Raw genomic sequence first — 14,320 nt, forward strand, 5'->3', positions numbered from 1 at the left:
CCGACGCGCCACTGTTTCTGGCACGCCGGTTGCAATCAAGAAAGCAGTGGAATGCGCTTTCGAGGTAAGGATGAAACGACACTATATTTTTGCCAGCCATGGCACCTTTGCTAACGGATTGCTGAACTCCGTGGAGCTGATCCTCGGTAAACAGCCGAATATTCATACTCTGTGCGCCTATACGGAAGAGGAGGCCGATCTGACGCAGCAGGTGGAGACGCTGCTGACGCGTTTTCCCGCCGAGGATGAGTTAATTGTCATTACGGATATTTTCGCTGGTAGCGTTAATAATGAGTTTGTGCGTTTTTTATCGCGCCCGCGCTTCCATTTATTATCTGGTTTAAATCTGCCGTTAATTATTGACCTGCTTATTTCCGCAGGGGAAGAGAATACCGAGAAATTAATTTCTGAAGCATTAATAAGCGCTAAAGAGAGCATTCAGTACTGCAATCAGACGATTGCCAGTGCGATGACTATTGATAAAGACTTCTGAAATGAGGAAGCAATTATGATTACGCTATTAAGGGTAGACCATCGATTACTTCACGGCCAGGTTGCCTTTTCCTGGACCCAATACGTCGGCGCCGATTGCATTTTAATCGCCAACGATAGTGTTCCCGAGGATGAACTGCGGAAAACCACGATTAAGCTTGCTAAACCGCCCGCGGTTAAACTGGTAATTAAAAATATAAACGACTCTGTTGAAGCGATAAAAAGCGGGGTTACCGATAAGTATAATTTATTTATTGTCGTGGAATCGGTAAATGACGCCTGGCGTATTGCCAGCGCCGTTGAGGACATAAAAAGTATTAATCTCGGTGGAATTAAGGCCAAAGAGGGCAGTAAAAATATCTCTAAGGCGATTAATTTACTGCCGGAAGAAATAGAACAGCTGCAACAACTGGTGGGGAAAGGCGTCGAGGTGGAGATTCGCCAGGTCCCTAACGATCGCAAACAGCTTTTTGCGGAATGCGTTTAATGCCGGAGGACAGATTATGGTAGAGGCTCTCTTACTGGGTCTGGTGGCGTTTATCGCGCAATCAGAATATGCCTTAGGGACGTCGCTGATCTCACGTCCCATCGTCACCGGACTGCTGACCGGACTGGTGCTGGGGGATGTCCAGACCGGCGTCATTATGGGCGCGACGCTTGAGCTGGCGTTTATCGGCTCTTTCTCCGTCGGCGCATCGATCCCACCCGACGTGGTAACCGGCGGTATTCTCGGCGTGGCGTTCGCCATTACTTCCGGCGCAGGCACGGAAACGGCGCTGCTGCTTGGCCTGCCTATCGCCACCCTGACGCTGATCCTGAAAAACGTCTATCTGGGGATGTTCATTCCGCTGCTCAGCCAGAAGGCGGACGGCTACGCGGAACGGGCGGATACGCGCGGCATTGAACGGATGCACCTGATTGCCGGATTCGGGCTGTCGCTGATGCTGGCCACGGTGGTCACCGTTTCATTCCTGGTTGGCAGCAATGCGGTGAAATCCCTGCTCGATACGATCCCGGAATTTATCAAACATGGCCTGAGCGTCGCCACCGGAATTATCCCGGCTCTTGGCTTCGCGATGCTTGCCAGATTACTGATTAACAAGAAAGTTGCGCCGTACTTTTTCCTCGGCTTCGTGCTGATGGCCTATTTGAAAATCCCGGTGACCGGTATCGCCATTCTCGGCGCTATCGTGGCGGTGGTGATGGTTAACGTCACCGCGCTGAGCGCACCTCGTACGACGACAGAACAAGGAGTCAGTGATGACGACGAAGATGATTTCTGAGGAGACCCTGCAGCCGCAGGAGCAGGAAGAAACGGGCATTACGCCGCGCGATTTACGCCGGGTCTTCTGGCGTTCTTTCCAGATGGAGTTCTCGTGGAACTATGAGCGGCAGATGAATCTCGCCTTTGTCTACGCGCTGATTCCGGTGCTGAAAAAGCTCTATCCGCGCAAAGAGGAGCTGGCCGGAGCGTTGAAACGTCATCTGGTGTTCTTCAATACCACGCCGCATATCGTCACCCTGCTGCTGGGGATCACTGCCGCGATGGAGGAGAAAAATAGCCAGCAGAAAAACATGGATGCCAACGCGATTGATAACGTCAAAGCATCGCTAATGGGGCCGCTGGCCGGGCTGGGAGATTCCTTCTTCTGGGGCACGCTGCGCCTGATCGCCACTGGTATCGGCACCAGCCTGGCGTTAAAGGGCAATATTCTCGGGCCGATCCTGTTTCTGCTGGTGTTTAACGTGCCGCACATCCTGGTGCGCTGGTTCTTTACCCGCTGGGGCTACGTTCTGGGCACCGGGGTACTGCAGCGGATCCAGAAGAGCGGAATGATGGAGAGCCTGACCTACGGGGCGTCGATTATCGGGTTAATGGTGGTGGGGGCGATGACAGCCTCAATGATCGATATCACTATCCCTGTTTCATTTGGCGCCGGGGAGGCAAAAACCCAGGTGCAGGACATCATCAACGACATTCTGCCCTGCATGCTGCCGCTGGTGAGTTTCGGCATCGTTTACTGGCTGCTGGGGCGCAAAGTTAAACCGCTCTCTATTATCGGCGGAATGGCGCTGGTGGGCATTCTGGGTTCGTGGATTGGCTTGTTTTAACAGGAGTCGAAAATGATACCAACGATGATGACTTATATCAGCGAAGAGCCGGCCTGTCTGACGCAGATCCTGCGTGACTACCGGCAAAAGCTGGCGGCGATTGAGACCTTTGCCAGCCAGCATCCGGTACGCCGAATTTTGCTGCTGGCGACCGGATCGTCGCTGAACGCCGCTCTTTGTGCACGTTATTTCTTTGAACAACGCTTTGGCCTGCTGGTTGAAATTAAAGAGCCGTACAACTTTACCCATTACGAAGCTATCGACCCGCATACCGATCTGGTAGTGGCGATTTCACAAAGCGGAAAAAGCGCGTCGACGCTGGAGGCGATGCGTAAGGTGCAGGCATTGAACCTGCCGGTTTTTGCCCTGACCTCTGACCCGCAAAGCCCGATAGCCCGCGCCTGCGACGGGATACTGGATATTAACACCGGGATTGAGAGCGTGGGGTTTGTCACCCGCGGGTTTAGCGCCACGGTGCTGAATCTGTTGCTGATGGCGCTGATGATTGCCCGTAGCCAGGGAAAAGCCAGAGAGGTCGAGGAGCAGCACTATCTTGCTGAATTACAGAGGCTGGCGGCGGCGATCCCGGATGTCATTGCCCGCACCTCGCGGTTTATCGACAGGCATGGCGAAACGCTGCGGGGCGGCGAGCGCTTTGTCGCTACCGGCTACGGCGCGCTGGTTGGCGTGGCGAAGGAGTTCGAAACCAAATTTACCGAGACGGTACGCGTGCCTTCCAGCGGCTTTGAGCTGGAAGCGTATATGCACGGCCCCTATCTGGAGGCCAATGCCCGCCATGTGATGCTGTTTATTGAAGATACGCCGGACGAGCGAACCCGGGCGCTGCGCGACTATATGGCGCCGTCCGTGGCCCGGGCCTTTACCCTGAAGCTGGGCAACGAAGAGGGTGAAGAAACGCTGGCGCTAAACTGCCCGTGCGAGCATCACCTGGCGCCGCTGCTGCTGATTGTCCCTGTCCAGATGCTCGCCTGGCATACCGCCGGACTGAAAGGTATCGATCTGGCCATACGTATTTTCGACGATTTTGACCGCGTATTAAAAAGTAAAATCTGATTATTCAGGAGAAAACTATGTTGGGTTTTAATCAGGACGAGTACCTGACCAGTGCTCGCGAGATCATTGCTGCGCGCAAACAGGCTGAAAACGTTGCCGACGCTATTTATCACAGCGGATGTAGCGCCTTATTTTTTGCATCGGTAGGCGGTTCTTTAGCCCCAATGATGGCAATTAATGAGTTTGCCAAAGAATTAACCAGCGTGCCGGTTTATCTTGAGCAGGCGGCGGAATTAATCCATCGCGGGCATAAAAAATTAAATAAAGATGCGGTAGTCGTTACGTTATCCAAATCCGGTGATACTAAAGAGTCGGTGGCCATTGCCGAATGGTGTAAAGCCCAAGGGATTCGCGTGGTGGCCATTACCCGTAACGCCGATTCGCCATTAGCCGAGGCGGCGAGCTGGCATATTCCGATGTGCCACAAGAACGGTGTGGAATATGAGTATATGCTGCTGTACTGGTTATTCTTCCGCGTGATTTATCGTCACGGCGAGTTTGCTGAATATGAGCGTTTTGCCAGCCAGCTGGAATTGCTGCCGGAAAATCTGCTAGAGGCCAAGCGCCAGTTCGATCCGCAGGCGGATAAAATTGCCGGGCAATACCATAATAGCGACTACATGATGTGGATTGGCGGGGCGGAAATGTGGGGGGAAGTCTACCTGTTCTCGATGTGTATTCTCGAAGAGATGCAGTGGAAGCGAACCAAGTCGGTGAGCTCGGCTGAGTTTTTTCACGGCACCCTGGAGCTGCTGGAAAAAGAGGTCCCCCTGTTCCTGGTGAAAGGTGAGGGTAAATGCCGGGCGCTGGATGAGCGTGTTGAACGCTTCGCTGAGAAGATCACCGACCACCTGGTGGTTATCGACCCGCGCGACTATCCGTTGAACGGTATTGATGACGCTTTCCGCTGGATTATGGCGCCGTGCGTGGTTTCCACCCTGCTGGTGGACCGGCTGGCGGCCCACTTTGAACACCATACCGGGCACGACCTTAATATACGCCGTTATTATCGGCAGTTTGATTACTAAACCCTCCTGTGGCGGTCAGCAAGGCTGGCCGCCGCGCTATTCTCCGAGGCGCTTCCCAGAAAATCATCGTCAAATCCAGCCGGGTAAAAACCGGTGGTAGAGTCCGGCTTTCCTTCTCTTTCAGGCAAGCGGACGGCCATGAAAAAACGGATGACCTCAACGCCGCATGATGCGGTCTTTAAACGATTTCTTCGCCATCCGGAGACGGCGAATGATTTTCTCATGCTCTACCTTCCCGAGGAAGTTCGCCAGCGGTGCGATTTTTCCACGCTGAAGCTGCAATCGGCGAGCTTTATCGATGAGGATCTGCGCGCCTGGTATTCGGACGTGCTGTGATCGGTGCAAACCACCTCCGGCCAGGGGTATGTTTACGTGGTGATTGAACATCAGAGCTCGCCGGATAACCATATGGCTTTTCGCCTGATGCGCTATGCGATCGCCGCGATGCAGCGGCACCTCGACGCCGGGCACAAAACGCTGCCGCTGGTGGTGCCGATGCTTTTTTATCACGGTGCGACCAGCCCTTATCCCTTTTCCCTGAACTGGCTGGATGAATTTACCGATCCGCAGATGGCGAAGAAGCTGTATGGTTGTCCGTTTCCGTTGATCGACGTTACGGTGATGCCGGACGATGAAATCGTTCAGCACCGGCGGGTCGCTCTGCTGGAGCTGATGCAAAAGCATATTCGCCAGCGCGATCTCAGCGGGATTACGGAGTCGTTGGCGACCCTTGTGATGCTGGGATACACTAACCGCAGGCAGTTGAGAGTGCTGTTTCATTATATGCTGCAGTACGGCAATACCGCCGAACCGAGCGTGTTTCTCCGCCGGTTGGCCCGCCGTCTGCCACAATATGAGGAGAGGTTGATGTCTATCGCTCAAAAGCTCAAGCAGGAAGGTCGTCTGGAGGGGAGACGGGAAGGTCGGCAAGAAGGCCGACTAGAAGGCCGGCAAGAAGGGCACCTGGAAGGCTTACAGGAAGGAAGCCGACGCGAGGCGCTGCGCATTGCCAGCAGTATGCTGCAGAACGGTCTGGACAAAGAGACGGTACAAAGGATTACCGGGCTTTCGGCAGATGAATTAAAGCCGCTTTATTGTTAACACCCGGCCCTGGAAACTGCTGCCCGGCGCAAAAATCTACCGGGCAGAATTGCTTTAGCCTTCGCGTTTGACCACTTTGATTTCAACCATGCCGATGCCCAGTTGTCTTGGGGCATGGCCGAGAATATTACCCTCATTAGTCGACTGCGGGTCCGGCGGCGCAATAGTTAACGTACTGCTGTGCGACGGGTTATCGAAGTGCAGGGTAGTGGTGGTCACATCGTTAAGCAAAGTGAGCGTTTGTTCACTGTCGCCCACGCGCACCGGAATCGGTTTATTGGCGTTCGGCCCGTAGGCCTTAGCCGTAATCACCAGATCGAATTTTTCCGGCAGCGGCTCTTTATATTCAATTTTTACTTCATTTCCGAGCTGCGCATTGGACCAGCGTCCCCATAATTCCGGACGTGAAATACCGCTGAATTGCTTTACTTCCTCCGGTGCGCCGGCCACGTTAAAGACGAAACTGTCGGCTTTATAACGAATATCGTTATCAACGATTTTCAGGGTATCAACGTTGTTCTTATAGCGCTCCATATCAATAAGCGTATCTTTGAACGCGGTTTTACCCTGCCACTGGGCTTTGTCGACGCGCTGGACCTGCTGTTCACCGCCCAACTGGCCTTGCGACACGCACCAGTCGGTAGAGAGCGCCAGCTCCGACGACCAGAGCTGGCCCATTTTATAGCAACGGTCTACCCAGACGAAGTTATCGCGCGGCGCGAAACTGGCCAGCTGGAAGCGCAGCGGCGCGGAGTATTCGCTTTCCGGCAGCGGCTCAACGCGTTTATCGGAGATGCGCAGCAGCAGCGGCAGGCGGAAATGACTGCCGGAGAAGGAGATCATGTTTTTCTGCGAATCAACGGTGAAGTTCTTCATCTCTTTAGGGAAATTCCACAGGCGGATAATATCCGGCTTCCACGCCAGCACCTTCTCTTTCATATTGAGGAAAACGGTTGAAAGCGATTCTCCGGAAAGGCTGCTGCGACCAAGGCCAATAAAATTATCGCCGCCGAGAATATCCAGCACGGTGGCACCGTTATCCATGGTGTTACGTTTGATAGCGAGGACATCCTGCTGCGGTTCATCGCCGCGCAGAATAAAAAACAGATTACTGCGATCCTGTTTGTTCAGATAATCCCAGGCGCTGTTTTTCATCGCCAGGTGATCCGATGACACCACGATGACCGTGTTTTTAAACCACGGCGAAGCTTTAATCTTCTCAATTAACGCCGCGATATGCTCCTGGCTACAGGAGACGGCGCTGAAGGAGAGGTTCTTTTTACCGTCCATATCGTAGCTTTTACGCTGGCAGGTTCGGGAAATAAAACCATCCGGATGATGGGTATCGACCGTCAAAGCGAACAGCGAAAAACGTTTTCCGGATTGCGAAAGTTCTTCGAATTTTTTCCAGGTCTCATCAAGAACCGTGTCGTCGTAGAAGCCCCAATCGTTACGGTAGGCCGGGTCGGCGACCGTGGTTTTTAGCTCCTCGGCGCCATACAGATGATCGAAACCGTGTGATTTCAGGAAAACATCTTTTCCGGCGAAGCGCAGGTTCGCTCCCTGAACGAAGTAATTCTCGTAACCAGAGTTTTTCAGGATGTCTCCCAGACAGACATTCTGCGGGAAAAAGCTGGAAACCGAGGCCGAAGCGTTGCCTTCGAACGGCGCAAAGAGTGGGATTCCGCACTGGGAGGCGACCATCCCGGCAATCGTGTAGTCAGTGCCCGGCAGCTGGGTGGTATTGCTGAAGTCCAGCCCCTCGCTTTTTAGCTTTCCGAGCTCAGGAGTAAGCTCCGGGAACACCTCGTTATCAAAGTAGGTGCGCTCAAGGCTTTCACCATAGATATACACCAGGTTCAGCTTTGGGTTAGCGATGCTCTTTGAAGGCTCTTTATAGTAGGCCACAAAATCTGGATCGCCGTCGCGGGACTGGGATTTGACCAGCTCGCTAATCTGACGGAAGGCCGGGCTGGCATCCACTGACGCCAGCGCCAGGACCAGCGCGACCAGGCTGTAGCCAAAATGATGAGGATGATGACGGCGGCGGCGGAGCACCCAGCCGAGCGCGCCAAATACCGCGACTAGCGCCACAACCAGCCCGAGGCCAGGCAGAATATATTTGCTCACGCCCGCGCCCGTCAGGCTGTTGGTTAACGTATAGAGCACCGCGTCATTGATACCGTCGCCGGTGAAGTAGTCGCTGGCGTAGAGGGTAATATTCAAAATAACAAACAGGCCCAGCACCGTGAGCGTGGCGGCGAACCACCAGGTATTACGACCGGCTTTTAATGCGTAAATCATCACCGAAGCAAGAAACAGGGCGATGGATAACAACTCTGACACAGCTCATCCTCATTCACGCCAGCTGTCGGCTGGCCAGATAGATCCTTTTCCACTCTACACTGTAATTGCAGCGTAATATTGCCGCAATTGTATCGTCATGAAATTGTGCTGTGGTTCAGAATTGGTTTATAAATCGCCGTTTTTGAACGGGCTCACATCTTGCCTGTCTGGGGCTGAAAGGGGAACGATGTGAAGAAATCGGCGTTGCGGCCGCGCTGGCGGGACTAAAGCGCCAAACGCGGCATTAAGCGTGTAGGATCAGGAGAGGAAGCTAACGCCCTGTTTCAGTACCAGGTCGCAGGCTTTGGTTTTCACTTTCTCCGCCAGCGGACTGCTGCCAAGGTTATTCAGATTAAGCTGCTGACCATCTTTGCTACTCAGCAGCCCCTGTAGACCATTGAGGTAGCTGGTGTCCTCTTTTTGTTTTTCCGGCGTGCTGAGGCCGAGCTTATCCAGAACCTGATTTTTGATGTTTTCGGTATTGGTTACCGAAGCCAGTTTCTGTTTCGCGCAGTAAGACATAATTCCGGCGGCATTATTCATGCTGCTGGAGGTTAACGACTGGCTCCCGCCGTTAAGCAATCCTGTCAGCGAAGAGAGCGACATTCCGCCGCTTTGCTGGCTGCTGCTTTGGTTGCTGAGCTGATTAGCAGCGCTGGACAGGGAATCCTGCCAGCTGGTGGCGTGGGCGCCGAAGGTCAATAAAGCACTGACTACTATTGCCGTGCGGAACATCGTTTTTGCAGATTTCATAGACGTACTCTTCGCCGTGACTGAATAATCTTATAAGTATAACGCTGGCCGTGTTCAGAATAATCTTAATACTCTTTTCCGGTCACGCGATCGCGGTAGCTTTCCCAATTGAAATTAACCCACAGACTATTGCCAAGACGCATGCGGTCCATGACGCGCTCGCCAAGCAGCTTGTTCATTTCGTCCATCGTGCTGTTAGTCAGCATACCGGTAGGGCGCTTCGATGAGGAGCGGCGATCGACGATCTGGTTAATGATAACCTTCTCGTAGCGCGATTCCGTCTGCATGCCGATTTCGTCAATCACTAGTAGATCGACCTTACTCAGGTCGGTAAGAAGCTGCTCTTCGCTGGTTTCCCGGTTGCCAAAAGTATCTTTCATCGCTGACATGATATCGGCGACGGTAATAATCAACACCGACTTACCCCGCAGCAGCAGCTCATTACAGATGGCAGCGGCGAGATGATTTTTCCCGGTACCCGGTTTACCGGAGAAGATAAAGCTGGCGATATTGCCGTCGAACTCCTCGACGTACTGCCGCGCCCTGGATAACGCAATCATCTGGCCTTCGCACTCAACCCGATAGTTGTCCAGCGAGCAGTTTTGATGCAGGGGACGGATGCCGGAGCGATTAAATGTGCGCTGCATTTTCATGGCGCGATTTTCGCGTTCCAGGGCTTCAGAACGTAGTTTGCCCTGTTCTTTTTGCCATGCCAGCAGCTCTTCACCTGTCTTAAACGCGGGTTCGACATGGGCTGGCATCATCTTTTGCAGGCGCTTCATCAGGTCGCCGACATTTTTCATGCTCATCCTCGGAATCCTCGTGGAATATGATTTTCAGGTTCGCTAATCGCGTTAACATCGCGGCGGGGCTGGCCGCCGTTGCTTGCCCGACCTATCTGTACGCTACGCGCCAGCTTCTGCTGCCACTGGACATGATGAAAGACTTTGCCTTCCGCCTGCCAGTAAGCGACAAAGGCGGCCAGCTCTTCTGGCGTAACGGGCTGGCTCAGGGCAATGCCCCAAAGCGCGGCCAGGCGCTGAAAATCTGCGTCCGGCTGCCAGTCCGCATACATCGGGAATTTACCCATCGGCACCGCAACAGGGGCTGCCGCAGGCTCGTCAAAAAACTGCGCGTCCAGCGCGATATCGCTATTGGGACGCGAGAGTTTCGCTTCCAGTTCCAGCAGCTGAGCAAGACGCTCCGGCGTCAGCGCATAGAATGCGGGGGCGTTGTTGGCAAATACGGCGACTGTGCCGCTGGTCGATTTTGCCAGTACCGCCGCGTGATCCTGCATGAAGTCATCCAGACCGCTAAAATCGGTAGTTAATATTCGTGAAGACATAAATCAATCTCAACTCTGAACAACTAAAAGAAAGGGGGGCAATTGCACACATTTACCCTAAATAATTCGAGTTGCAGGAAGGCGGCAACTGACTGGGGTGAACGAATGCGGCCAACGCACATGCAACTTGAAGTATGACGGGTATAGTAGCATAGAGGTCGCTCAGGAAGGAGCGCCGCAGATGACCCGCGGCGCGGCCTGCTATACGCGCGGACGTTTACGGTAGAGCCAAAGGCCAGGAATGGAAAGACCGATAGATAATGCCCCAACAATGGAAGACGCCTTAAGGAAATTGCTCAACAGCATAATCATCATCTCTTCCGAGTAGCCGAAGTGGCTGATTTTGACCGCAGAAATCATCGCAGTATAGGCGGAGATTCCTGGGAACATCGGGATCACCGCCGCAACGGTGAAAATCTTAGGATGTGCCAGATACCATCGGGACCATTGGATACCGATGCAGCTAACCAGCAGGGCAGCCATAAACGTCGCCCATTCAATATTAAAACCTGCGGTCATCATGACCATGCGCGAACCGTGGCCGATAGCCCCCAGCAGCGCGCACCAGCGCAGCGCACGCTGTGGGACGTTGAATACCATGGCAAAGCCAACTGCGGGGATAGCGGCCAGCACCATATCCTGCGCCAGGTCGTAGAGAAACATAATTATACCCATCCGCGCAGCCCCCACATCGTCATCGCCATCACGACGCCAATACAGGTGGCGAGCGTTAGCAGACTGGCAATTGCCCAGCGCGCCAGGCCGGTATTGATATGTCCTTTAAACATGTCAGCAACGGAGTTGATCAGCGGAAAACCGGGTACCAGCAGCAGAACGCTGGCGGCCATCGCTATCGTCGGCGTACTGGCAAAAGCCGGAAGCCGCAGCATCAACCCTGAGATAGTGGTTGCGACAAAGGCGGTGATGCAGAAGTTGATTTGTGGATGCATGGAGCGATGAGTCAATACCTGGCGAATATACATGGCTACCGTACTGGCGCACAACGTGACCAGCGCGCCGTCCCAGCCGCCGTTGTTGAGCTTGCAAAAGCAGGCGCAGGAAAGGCCAACCATTAAAACCAGCAGCCAGCGCGGATAGCGCAGAGGTTTAATTTGCGCGAAACGTTTTTCGACATCTTTATAATCCAGTAGCTTATGCTCCGCCATAATCACAATATGCTGTACTTCTGTGACGACGTGCATATTGATACCGCGATCGGTGTTTTTTCGCGTTGAAGTCAGGCATTCGCCATCTTTGATGGTTGTGAGCACAATCGCATTGGAAGAGATTGCACTTTCAACGCTATCCATCCCCAATGCCAGACCCAGACGGGTCGAAAGCTCCTCAACCAGCGCGCTTTCCGCACCGTGCTGTAATAAGAAAAGACCACATTGAATGCACAATCGCGTGATTGTGCGCTGGCTTGCCCGTTCTGCTTGCATAAATACCTGCTGTCCGTAATGCCCTGTGCCGTAGTGTCTGGCGATACTTTTACCTGAAGTCTTGTTTTATCTGAGCGTTCCGGATCAAACAATGTGTAAAAAATCACCCGTTCTGTTGACTCCCTGAAATTTGAACTCTGCCACACTTCCGCAAAATTGGTGAAAAGTACAATCTTTGCACCAATTTCTCCCTTCTTTTTCCCATCAGACTTATCAAAAATGCAAATTCGAACTTTTGATATACAAAAAAATAACAAATAATTAACCGTGGTGAGGCGATGCTATGAAAACACAGGTGGCGATTATCGGAGCGGGTCCATCCGGACTGTTGCTGGGGCAGCTACTACACAAAGCCGGGATTCAGACCGTTATCCTTGAACGACAGACGCCAGAGTATGTGCTGGGGAGGATTCGTGCGGGGATTCTGGAAAGCGGTACGGTTGAGCTGCTGCGCGAAGCCGGGGCGGCCCGGCGGATGGATGCTGAAGGCCTGGTCCATCATGGGGTCGAGTTTTTGTTTGAAGGTAAGCGGGTACCGGTTGCGCTGACGGAACTGACTGAAGGCAAAAGCGTGATGGTATACGGCCAGACTGAAGTGACGCGAGATTTAATGGCTGCGCGAACTGAAAGCGGGGCAACGACGATTTATGGGGTCAGCGATGTCGTCATTAATGATGCGAAAAGTGACCGTCCGTGGGTCTCTTTTGTCAGCAATGGCGAAAACTGCCGTTTAGAGTGCGATTTTATCGCCGGTTGTGACGGATTTCATGGTGTTTCCCGGCAGAGTATTCCTGCGGGGATCCTCAAAGAGTACGAGAGCGTCTGGCCGTTTGGCTGGCTTGGGTTGTTGGCCGATACGCCACCGGTTAACCCGGAACTTATTTATGCGCATCATGAACGTGGGTTTGTGCTCTGTAGTCAGCGCTCACTTACACGAAGCCGCTATTACCTGCAGGTACCGCTCAGTGAAAAGGTTGAGGCATGGACCGATGAGCGCTTCTGGGATGAGCTCAAACAGCGCCTGCCCGATGAGCTGTCCGGAAAGTTAGTGACTGGTCACTCACTTGAGAAGAGCATCGCACCGCTGCGCAGCTATGTGGTGGAGCCGATGCAGTATGGAAGGTTATTCCTGGTCGGGGATGCGGCGCATATCGTACCGCCTACCGGAGCTAAGGGACTGAACCTCGCGGCGTCCGATGTGAACTATCTGTGGCGGATCCTGCGGGAATATTATCACCATGGTCGTAGCGATCTGCTGGCAACCTACTCACGCTTTGCCCTGGACCGAGTGTGGAAAGGTGAACGGTTCAGCTGGTTTATGACTCGTTTGCTGCATGATTTCCCGCAACAAAGCGAGTTCGACAGAAAAATGCAGGCGGCGGATCGTCGTTATTATCTTGAATCACGCGCCGGATTAACCACCATCGCGGAAAACTATGTCGGTCTGCCGATGGAGCGCGTGGTGTAAAACTAAAAAGCTCAGGAGCCGCGATGCAGACAGTTAGTACCATTCCCGTTTTCAAACTGTATGGCGAAGAACAGGGCTGGCCAACGCCCGATCTTCTGCACTGCGAGTCGATACTCCAGCGTAGTCATCTTTATGAATGGCACATCCGCGTGCATCAGCACGCTGAGCTCGTGCAGCTTTTATATCTGCATAAAGGACGAGCGGAAATTGAAATCGAAGGGACGACGACCGTGATGATGGAATCCTGTATCCAGGTGGTTCCGGCGTTGTGCATTCATGGATTTCACTTTTCGCCCGGAACGGAAGGGTATGTGTTATCGCTGGCCCTGCCGCTGCTCAGGCGTTTTGAAAACCAGTTTGGCCGCCAGCTGGACGTACTGAACCAGCCGCAGTGCGTACCGGTGAAAGCGTCCCGGGGTCATATTCGGGCGCTGTTTACCGCTTTGCGTGAAGAGTACGGTGAGGATTACGATGCGCGAGAAATGATGCTGCACTCCCTGTTAGGGGCGTTATTGGTCTGGCTAAACAGACAGTATCGCCCGCTGCCGATAGCGGAGGACAAAGCTGAACGCAGGCGTAGCGTTATGCGTCATTTCTCCCGCCTCATTGAAAGCCACTATCGTGAACATATGCCTCTCGCCGGGTATGCCCGACTGGTTGGCGTGTCTGCGACTCACCTGAATTATTTGTGCCATGAATTCTATGGCTGCAGTGCGCTAGGTGTTTTGCATCAAAGATTAATGCTTGAGGCTCGTCGCAACCTGCAATATACCAGCATGACTATCGCACAACTTTCTGATTATTTAGGATTTACTGATGCGGCTTATTTTTCTCGTTTCTTTCGTCGTTATAGTGGAGAATCACCTAAAGTATTTAGGAAAAAAATAAAATAAAAAATCTTTATTTAATATATCTTAAGTTAGCGTATCTAACGATGATATTAACCATTTCTAATTTATTGCTGACAACTACCTGTGTTAATGTTAATCATTGGCATGGATAACAATAATATGTTACTCCTCATATATATAAGTTGGCTTTAGGGTACGATATAGCGTACTCGCCAGGGACGATAAAGATTCATTTTGGCAAAACAATATGATAATTGCTAAATTATTTATCTGATTGTTTTTTGCCGGTTGTGAATCTTCGACAGGAA

At 52.7% G+C, this 14,320-nt stretch carries 14 protein-coding genes and 1 pseudogene; 9 read left to right on the plus strand and 6 right to left on the minus strand.

Annotated features, from left to right (window positions below; all coding sequences use genetic code 11):
* The first annotated feature begins 70 nt into the window (after window positions 1-70).
* From GJ746_RS03595 to GJ746_RS03625, 7 genes and pseudogenes are all read left to right on the plus strand, one after another.
* A complete protein-coding gene (locus tag GJ746_RS03595; RefSeq protein WP_154678966.1) occupies window positions 71-493 on the plus strand; it encodes a PTS sugar transporter subunit IIA in 423 nt (140 codons plus the stop codon).
* A gap of 15 nt (window positions 494-508) precedes the next feature.
* Entirely contained in the window at window positions 509-979 is a 471-nt protein-coding gene (locus GJ746_RS03600; RefSeq protein WP_154678967.1) for a PTS sugar transporter subunit IIB, read from the plus strand.
* 16 nt (window positions 980-995) lie between these two features.
* Window positions 996-1,775 (plus strand): PTS mannose/fructose/sorbose/N-acetylgalactosamine transporter subunit IIC, encoded by a 780-nt coding sequence (locus tag GJ746_RS03605; RefSeq protein WP_023291868.1) that lies wholly within the window; start codon window positions 996-998, stop codon window positions 1,773-1,775.
* Window positions 1,753-2,604: a PTS system mannose/fructose/sorbose family transporter subunit IID gene (locus tag GJ746_RS03610; RefSeq protein WP_195908791.1), complete on the plus strand. Its 852-nt coding sequence runs from the start codon at window positions 1,753-1,755 to the stop codon at window positions 2,602-2,604. The genes GJ746_RS03605 and GJ746_RS03610 overlap by 23 nt, the downstream gene beginning before the upstream one ends.
* A gap of 12 nt (window positions 2,605-2,616) precedes the next feature.
* Complete coding sequence (locus GJ746_RS03615) at window positions 2,617-3,678, plus strand: SIS domain-containing protein (protein ID WP_154678968.1); 1,062 nt, start codon at window positions 2,617-2,619, stop codon at window positions 3,676-3,678.
* Window positions 3,679-3,695: 17 nt separating this feature from the next.
* Window positions 3,696-4,706, plus strand: a complete 1,011-nt coding sequence (locus GJ746_RS03620) for an SIS domain-containing protein (protein ID WP_195908792.1) — start codon at window positions 3,696-3,698, stop codon at window positions 4,704-4,706.
* A 138-nt stretch (window positions 4,707-4,844) separates the two neighbouring features.
* Window positions 4,845-5,807, plus strand: a pseudogene (locus GJ746_RS03625) (Rpn family recombination-promoting nuclease/putative transposase).
* 54 nt (window positions 5,808-5,861) lie between these two features.
* On the opposite strand, the gene opgB reads toward GJ746_RS03625, so the two are convergent.
* From opgB to GJ746_RS03655, 6 genes are all read right to left on the minus strand, one after another.
* Window positions 5,862-8,153: a phosphatidylglycerol--membrane-oligosaccharide glycerophosphotransferase gene (gene opgB, locus GJ746_RS03630; protein WP_154678970.1), complete on the minus strand. Its 2,292-nt coding sequence runs from the start codon at window positions 8,151-8,153 to the stop codon at window positions 5,862-5,864.
* 258 nt (window positions 8,154-8,411) lie between these two features.
* Window positions 8,412-8,906: a DUF2501 domain-containing protein gene (locus GJ746_RS03635; protein WP_154678971.1), complete on the minus strand. Its 495-nt coding sequence runs from the start codon at window positions 8,904-8,906 to the stop codon at window positions 8,412-8,414.
* Between the two features lie 65 nt (window positions 8,907-8,971).
* Window positions 8,972-9,709, minus strand: coding sequence for a DNA replication protein DnaC (gene dnaC, locus GJ746_RS03640; protein ID WP_024273697.1), 738 nt, complete (start codon window positions 9,707-9,709; stop codon window positions 8,972-8,974).
* Between the two features lie 2 nt (window positions 9,710-9,711).
* The gene (dnaT, locus tag GJ746_RS03645) at window positions 9,712-10,251 is read right to left on the minus strand and encodes a primosomal protein DnaT (RefSeq protein ID WP_154678972.1); all 540 of its coding nucleotides are present in this window, start codon (window positions 10,249-10,251) and stop codon (window positions 9,712-9,714) included.
* Window positions 10,252-10,452: 201 nt separating this feature from the next.
* Window positions 10,453-10,926 carry a threonine/serine exporter gene (locus GJ746_RS03650; RefSeq protein WP_154678973.1) on the minus strand — a complete coding sequence of 158 codons (474 nt, stop codon included), beginning with the start codon at window positions 10,924-10,926 and terminating at the stop codon, window positions 10,453-10,455.
* Window positions 10,917-11,693: a threonine/serine ThrE exporter family protein gene (locus GJ746_RS03655; RefSeq protein WP_154678974.1), complete on the minus strand. Its 777-nt coding sequence runs from the start codon at window positions 11,691-11,693 to the stop codon at window positions 10,917-10,919. Before GJ746_RS03655 ends, GJ746_RS03650 begins: the two co-directional genes overlap by 10 nt.
* A gap of 283 nt (window positions 11,694-11,976) precedes the next feature.
* Between GJ746_RS03655 and pobA the strand changes: the two genes are divergently transcribed.
* Both pobA and GJ746_RS03665 read left to right on the plus strand, forming a co-directional pair.
* A complete protein-coding gene (gene pobA, locus GJ746_RS03660) occupies window positions 11,977-13,161 on the plus strand; it encodes a 4-hydroxybenzoate 3-monooxygenase (protein ID WP_154678975.1) in 1,185 nt (394 codons plus the stop codon).
* A gap of 23 nt (window positions 13,162-13,184) precedes the next feature.
* A complete protein-coding gene (locus GJ746_RS03665) occupies window positions 13,185-14,054 on the plus strand; it encodes a helix-turn-helix domain-containing protein (RefSeq protein WP_154678976.1) in 870 nt (289 codons plus the stop codon).
* Window positions 14,055-14,320: the final 266 nt, after the last annotated feature.

Source organism: Klebsiella oxytoca (assembly GCF_009707385.1).
GTDB classification, from domain to species: Bacteria; Pseudomonadota; Gammaproteobacteria; order Enterobacterales; family Enterobacteriaceae; genus Klebsiella; species Klebsiella oxytoca_C.

Coding starts and splice junctions, on each gene's coding strand:
- GJ746_RS03595 (WP_154678966.1), top strand. CDS start 71: ATGAAACGACACTATATTTTTGCCAGCCATGGCACCTTTGCTAACGGA.
- GJ746_RS03600 (WP_154678967.1), top strand. CDS start 509: ATGATTACGCTATTAAGGGTAGACCATCGATTACTTCACGGCCAGGTT.
- GJ746_RS03605 (WP_023291868.1), top strand. CDS start 996: ATGGTAGAGGCTCTCTTACTGGGTCTGGTGGCGTTTATCGCGCAATCA.
- GJ746_RS03610 (WP_195908791.1), top strand. CDS start 1,753: ATGACGACGAAGATGATTTCTGAGGAGACCCTGCAGCCGCAGGAGCAG.
- GJ746_RS03615 (WP_154678968.1), top strand. CDS start 2,617: ATGATACCAACGATGATGACTTATATCAGCGAAGAGCCGGCCTGTCTG.
- GJ746_RS03620 (WP_195908792.1), top strand. CDS start 3,696: ATGTTGGGTTTTAATCAGGACGAGTACCTGACCAGTGCTCGCGAGATC.
- GJ746_RS03635 (WP_154678971.1), bottom strand. CDS start 8,906: ATGAAATCTGCAAAAACGATGTTCCGCACGGCAATAGTAGTCAGTGCT.
- dnaC (WP_024273697.1), bottom strand. CDS start 9,709: ATGAAAAATGTCGGCGACCTGATGAAGCGCCTGCAAAAGATGATGCCA.
- dnaT (WP_154678972.1), bottom strand. CDS start 10,251: ATGTCTTCACGAATATTAACTACCGATTTTAGCGGTCTGGATGACTTC.
- GJ746_RS03650 (WP_154678973.1), bottom strand. CDS start 10,926: ATGGGTATAATTATGTTTCTCTACGACCTGGCGCAGGATATGGTGCTG.
- GJ746_RS03655 (WP_154678974.1), bottom strand. CDS start 11,693: ATGCAAGCAGAACGGGCAAGCCAGCGCACAATCACGCGATTGTGCATT.
- pobA (WP_154678975.1), top strand. CDS start 11,977: ATGAAAACACAGGTGGCGATTATCGGAGCGGGTCCATCCGGACTGTTG.
- GJ746_RS03665 (WP_154678976.1), top strand. CDS start 13,185: ATGCAGACAGTTAGTACCATTCCCGTTTTCAAACTGTATGGCGAAGAA.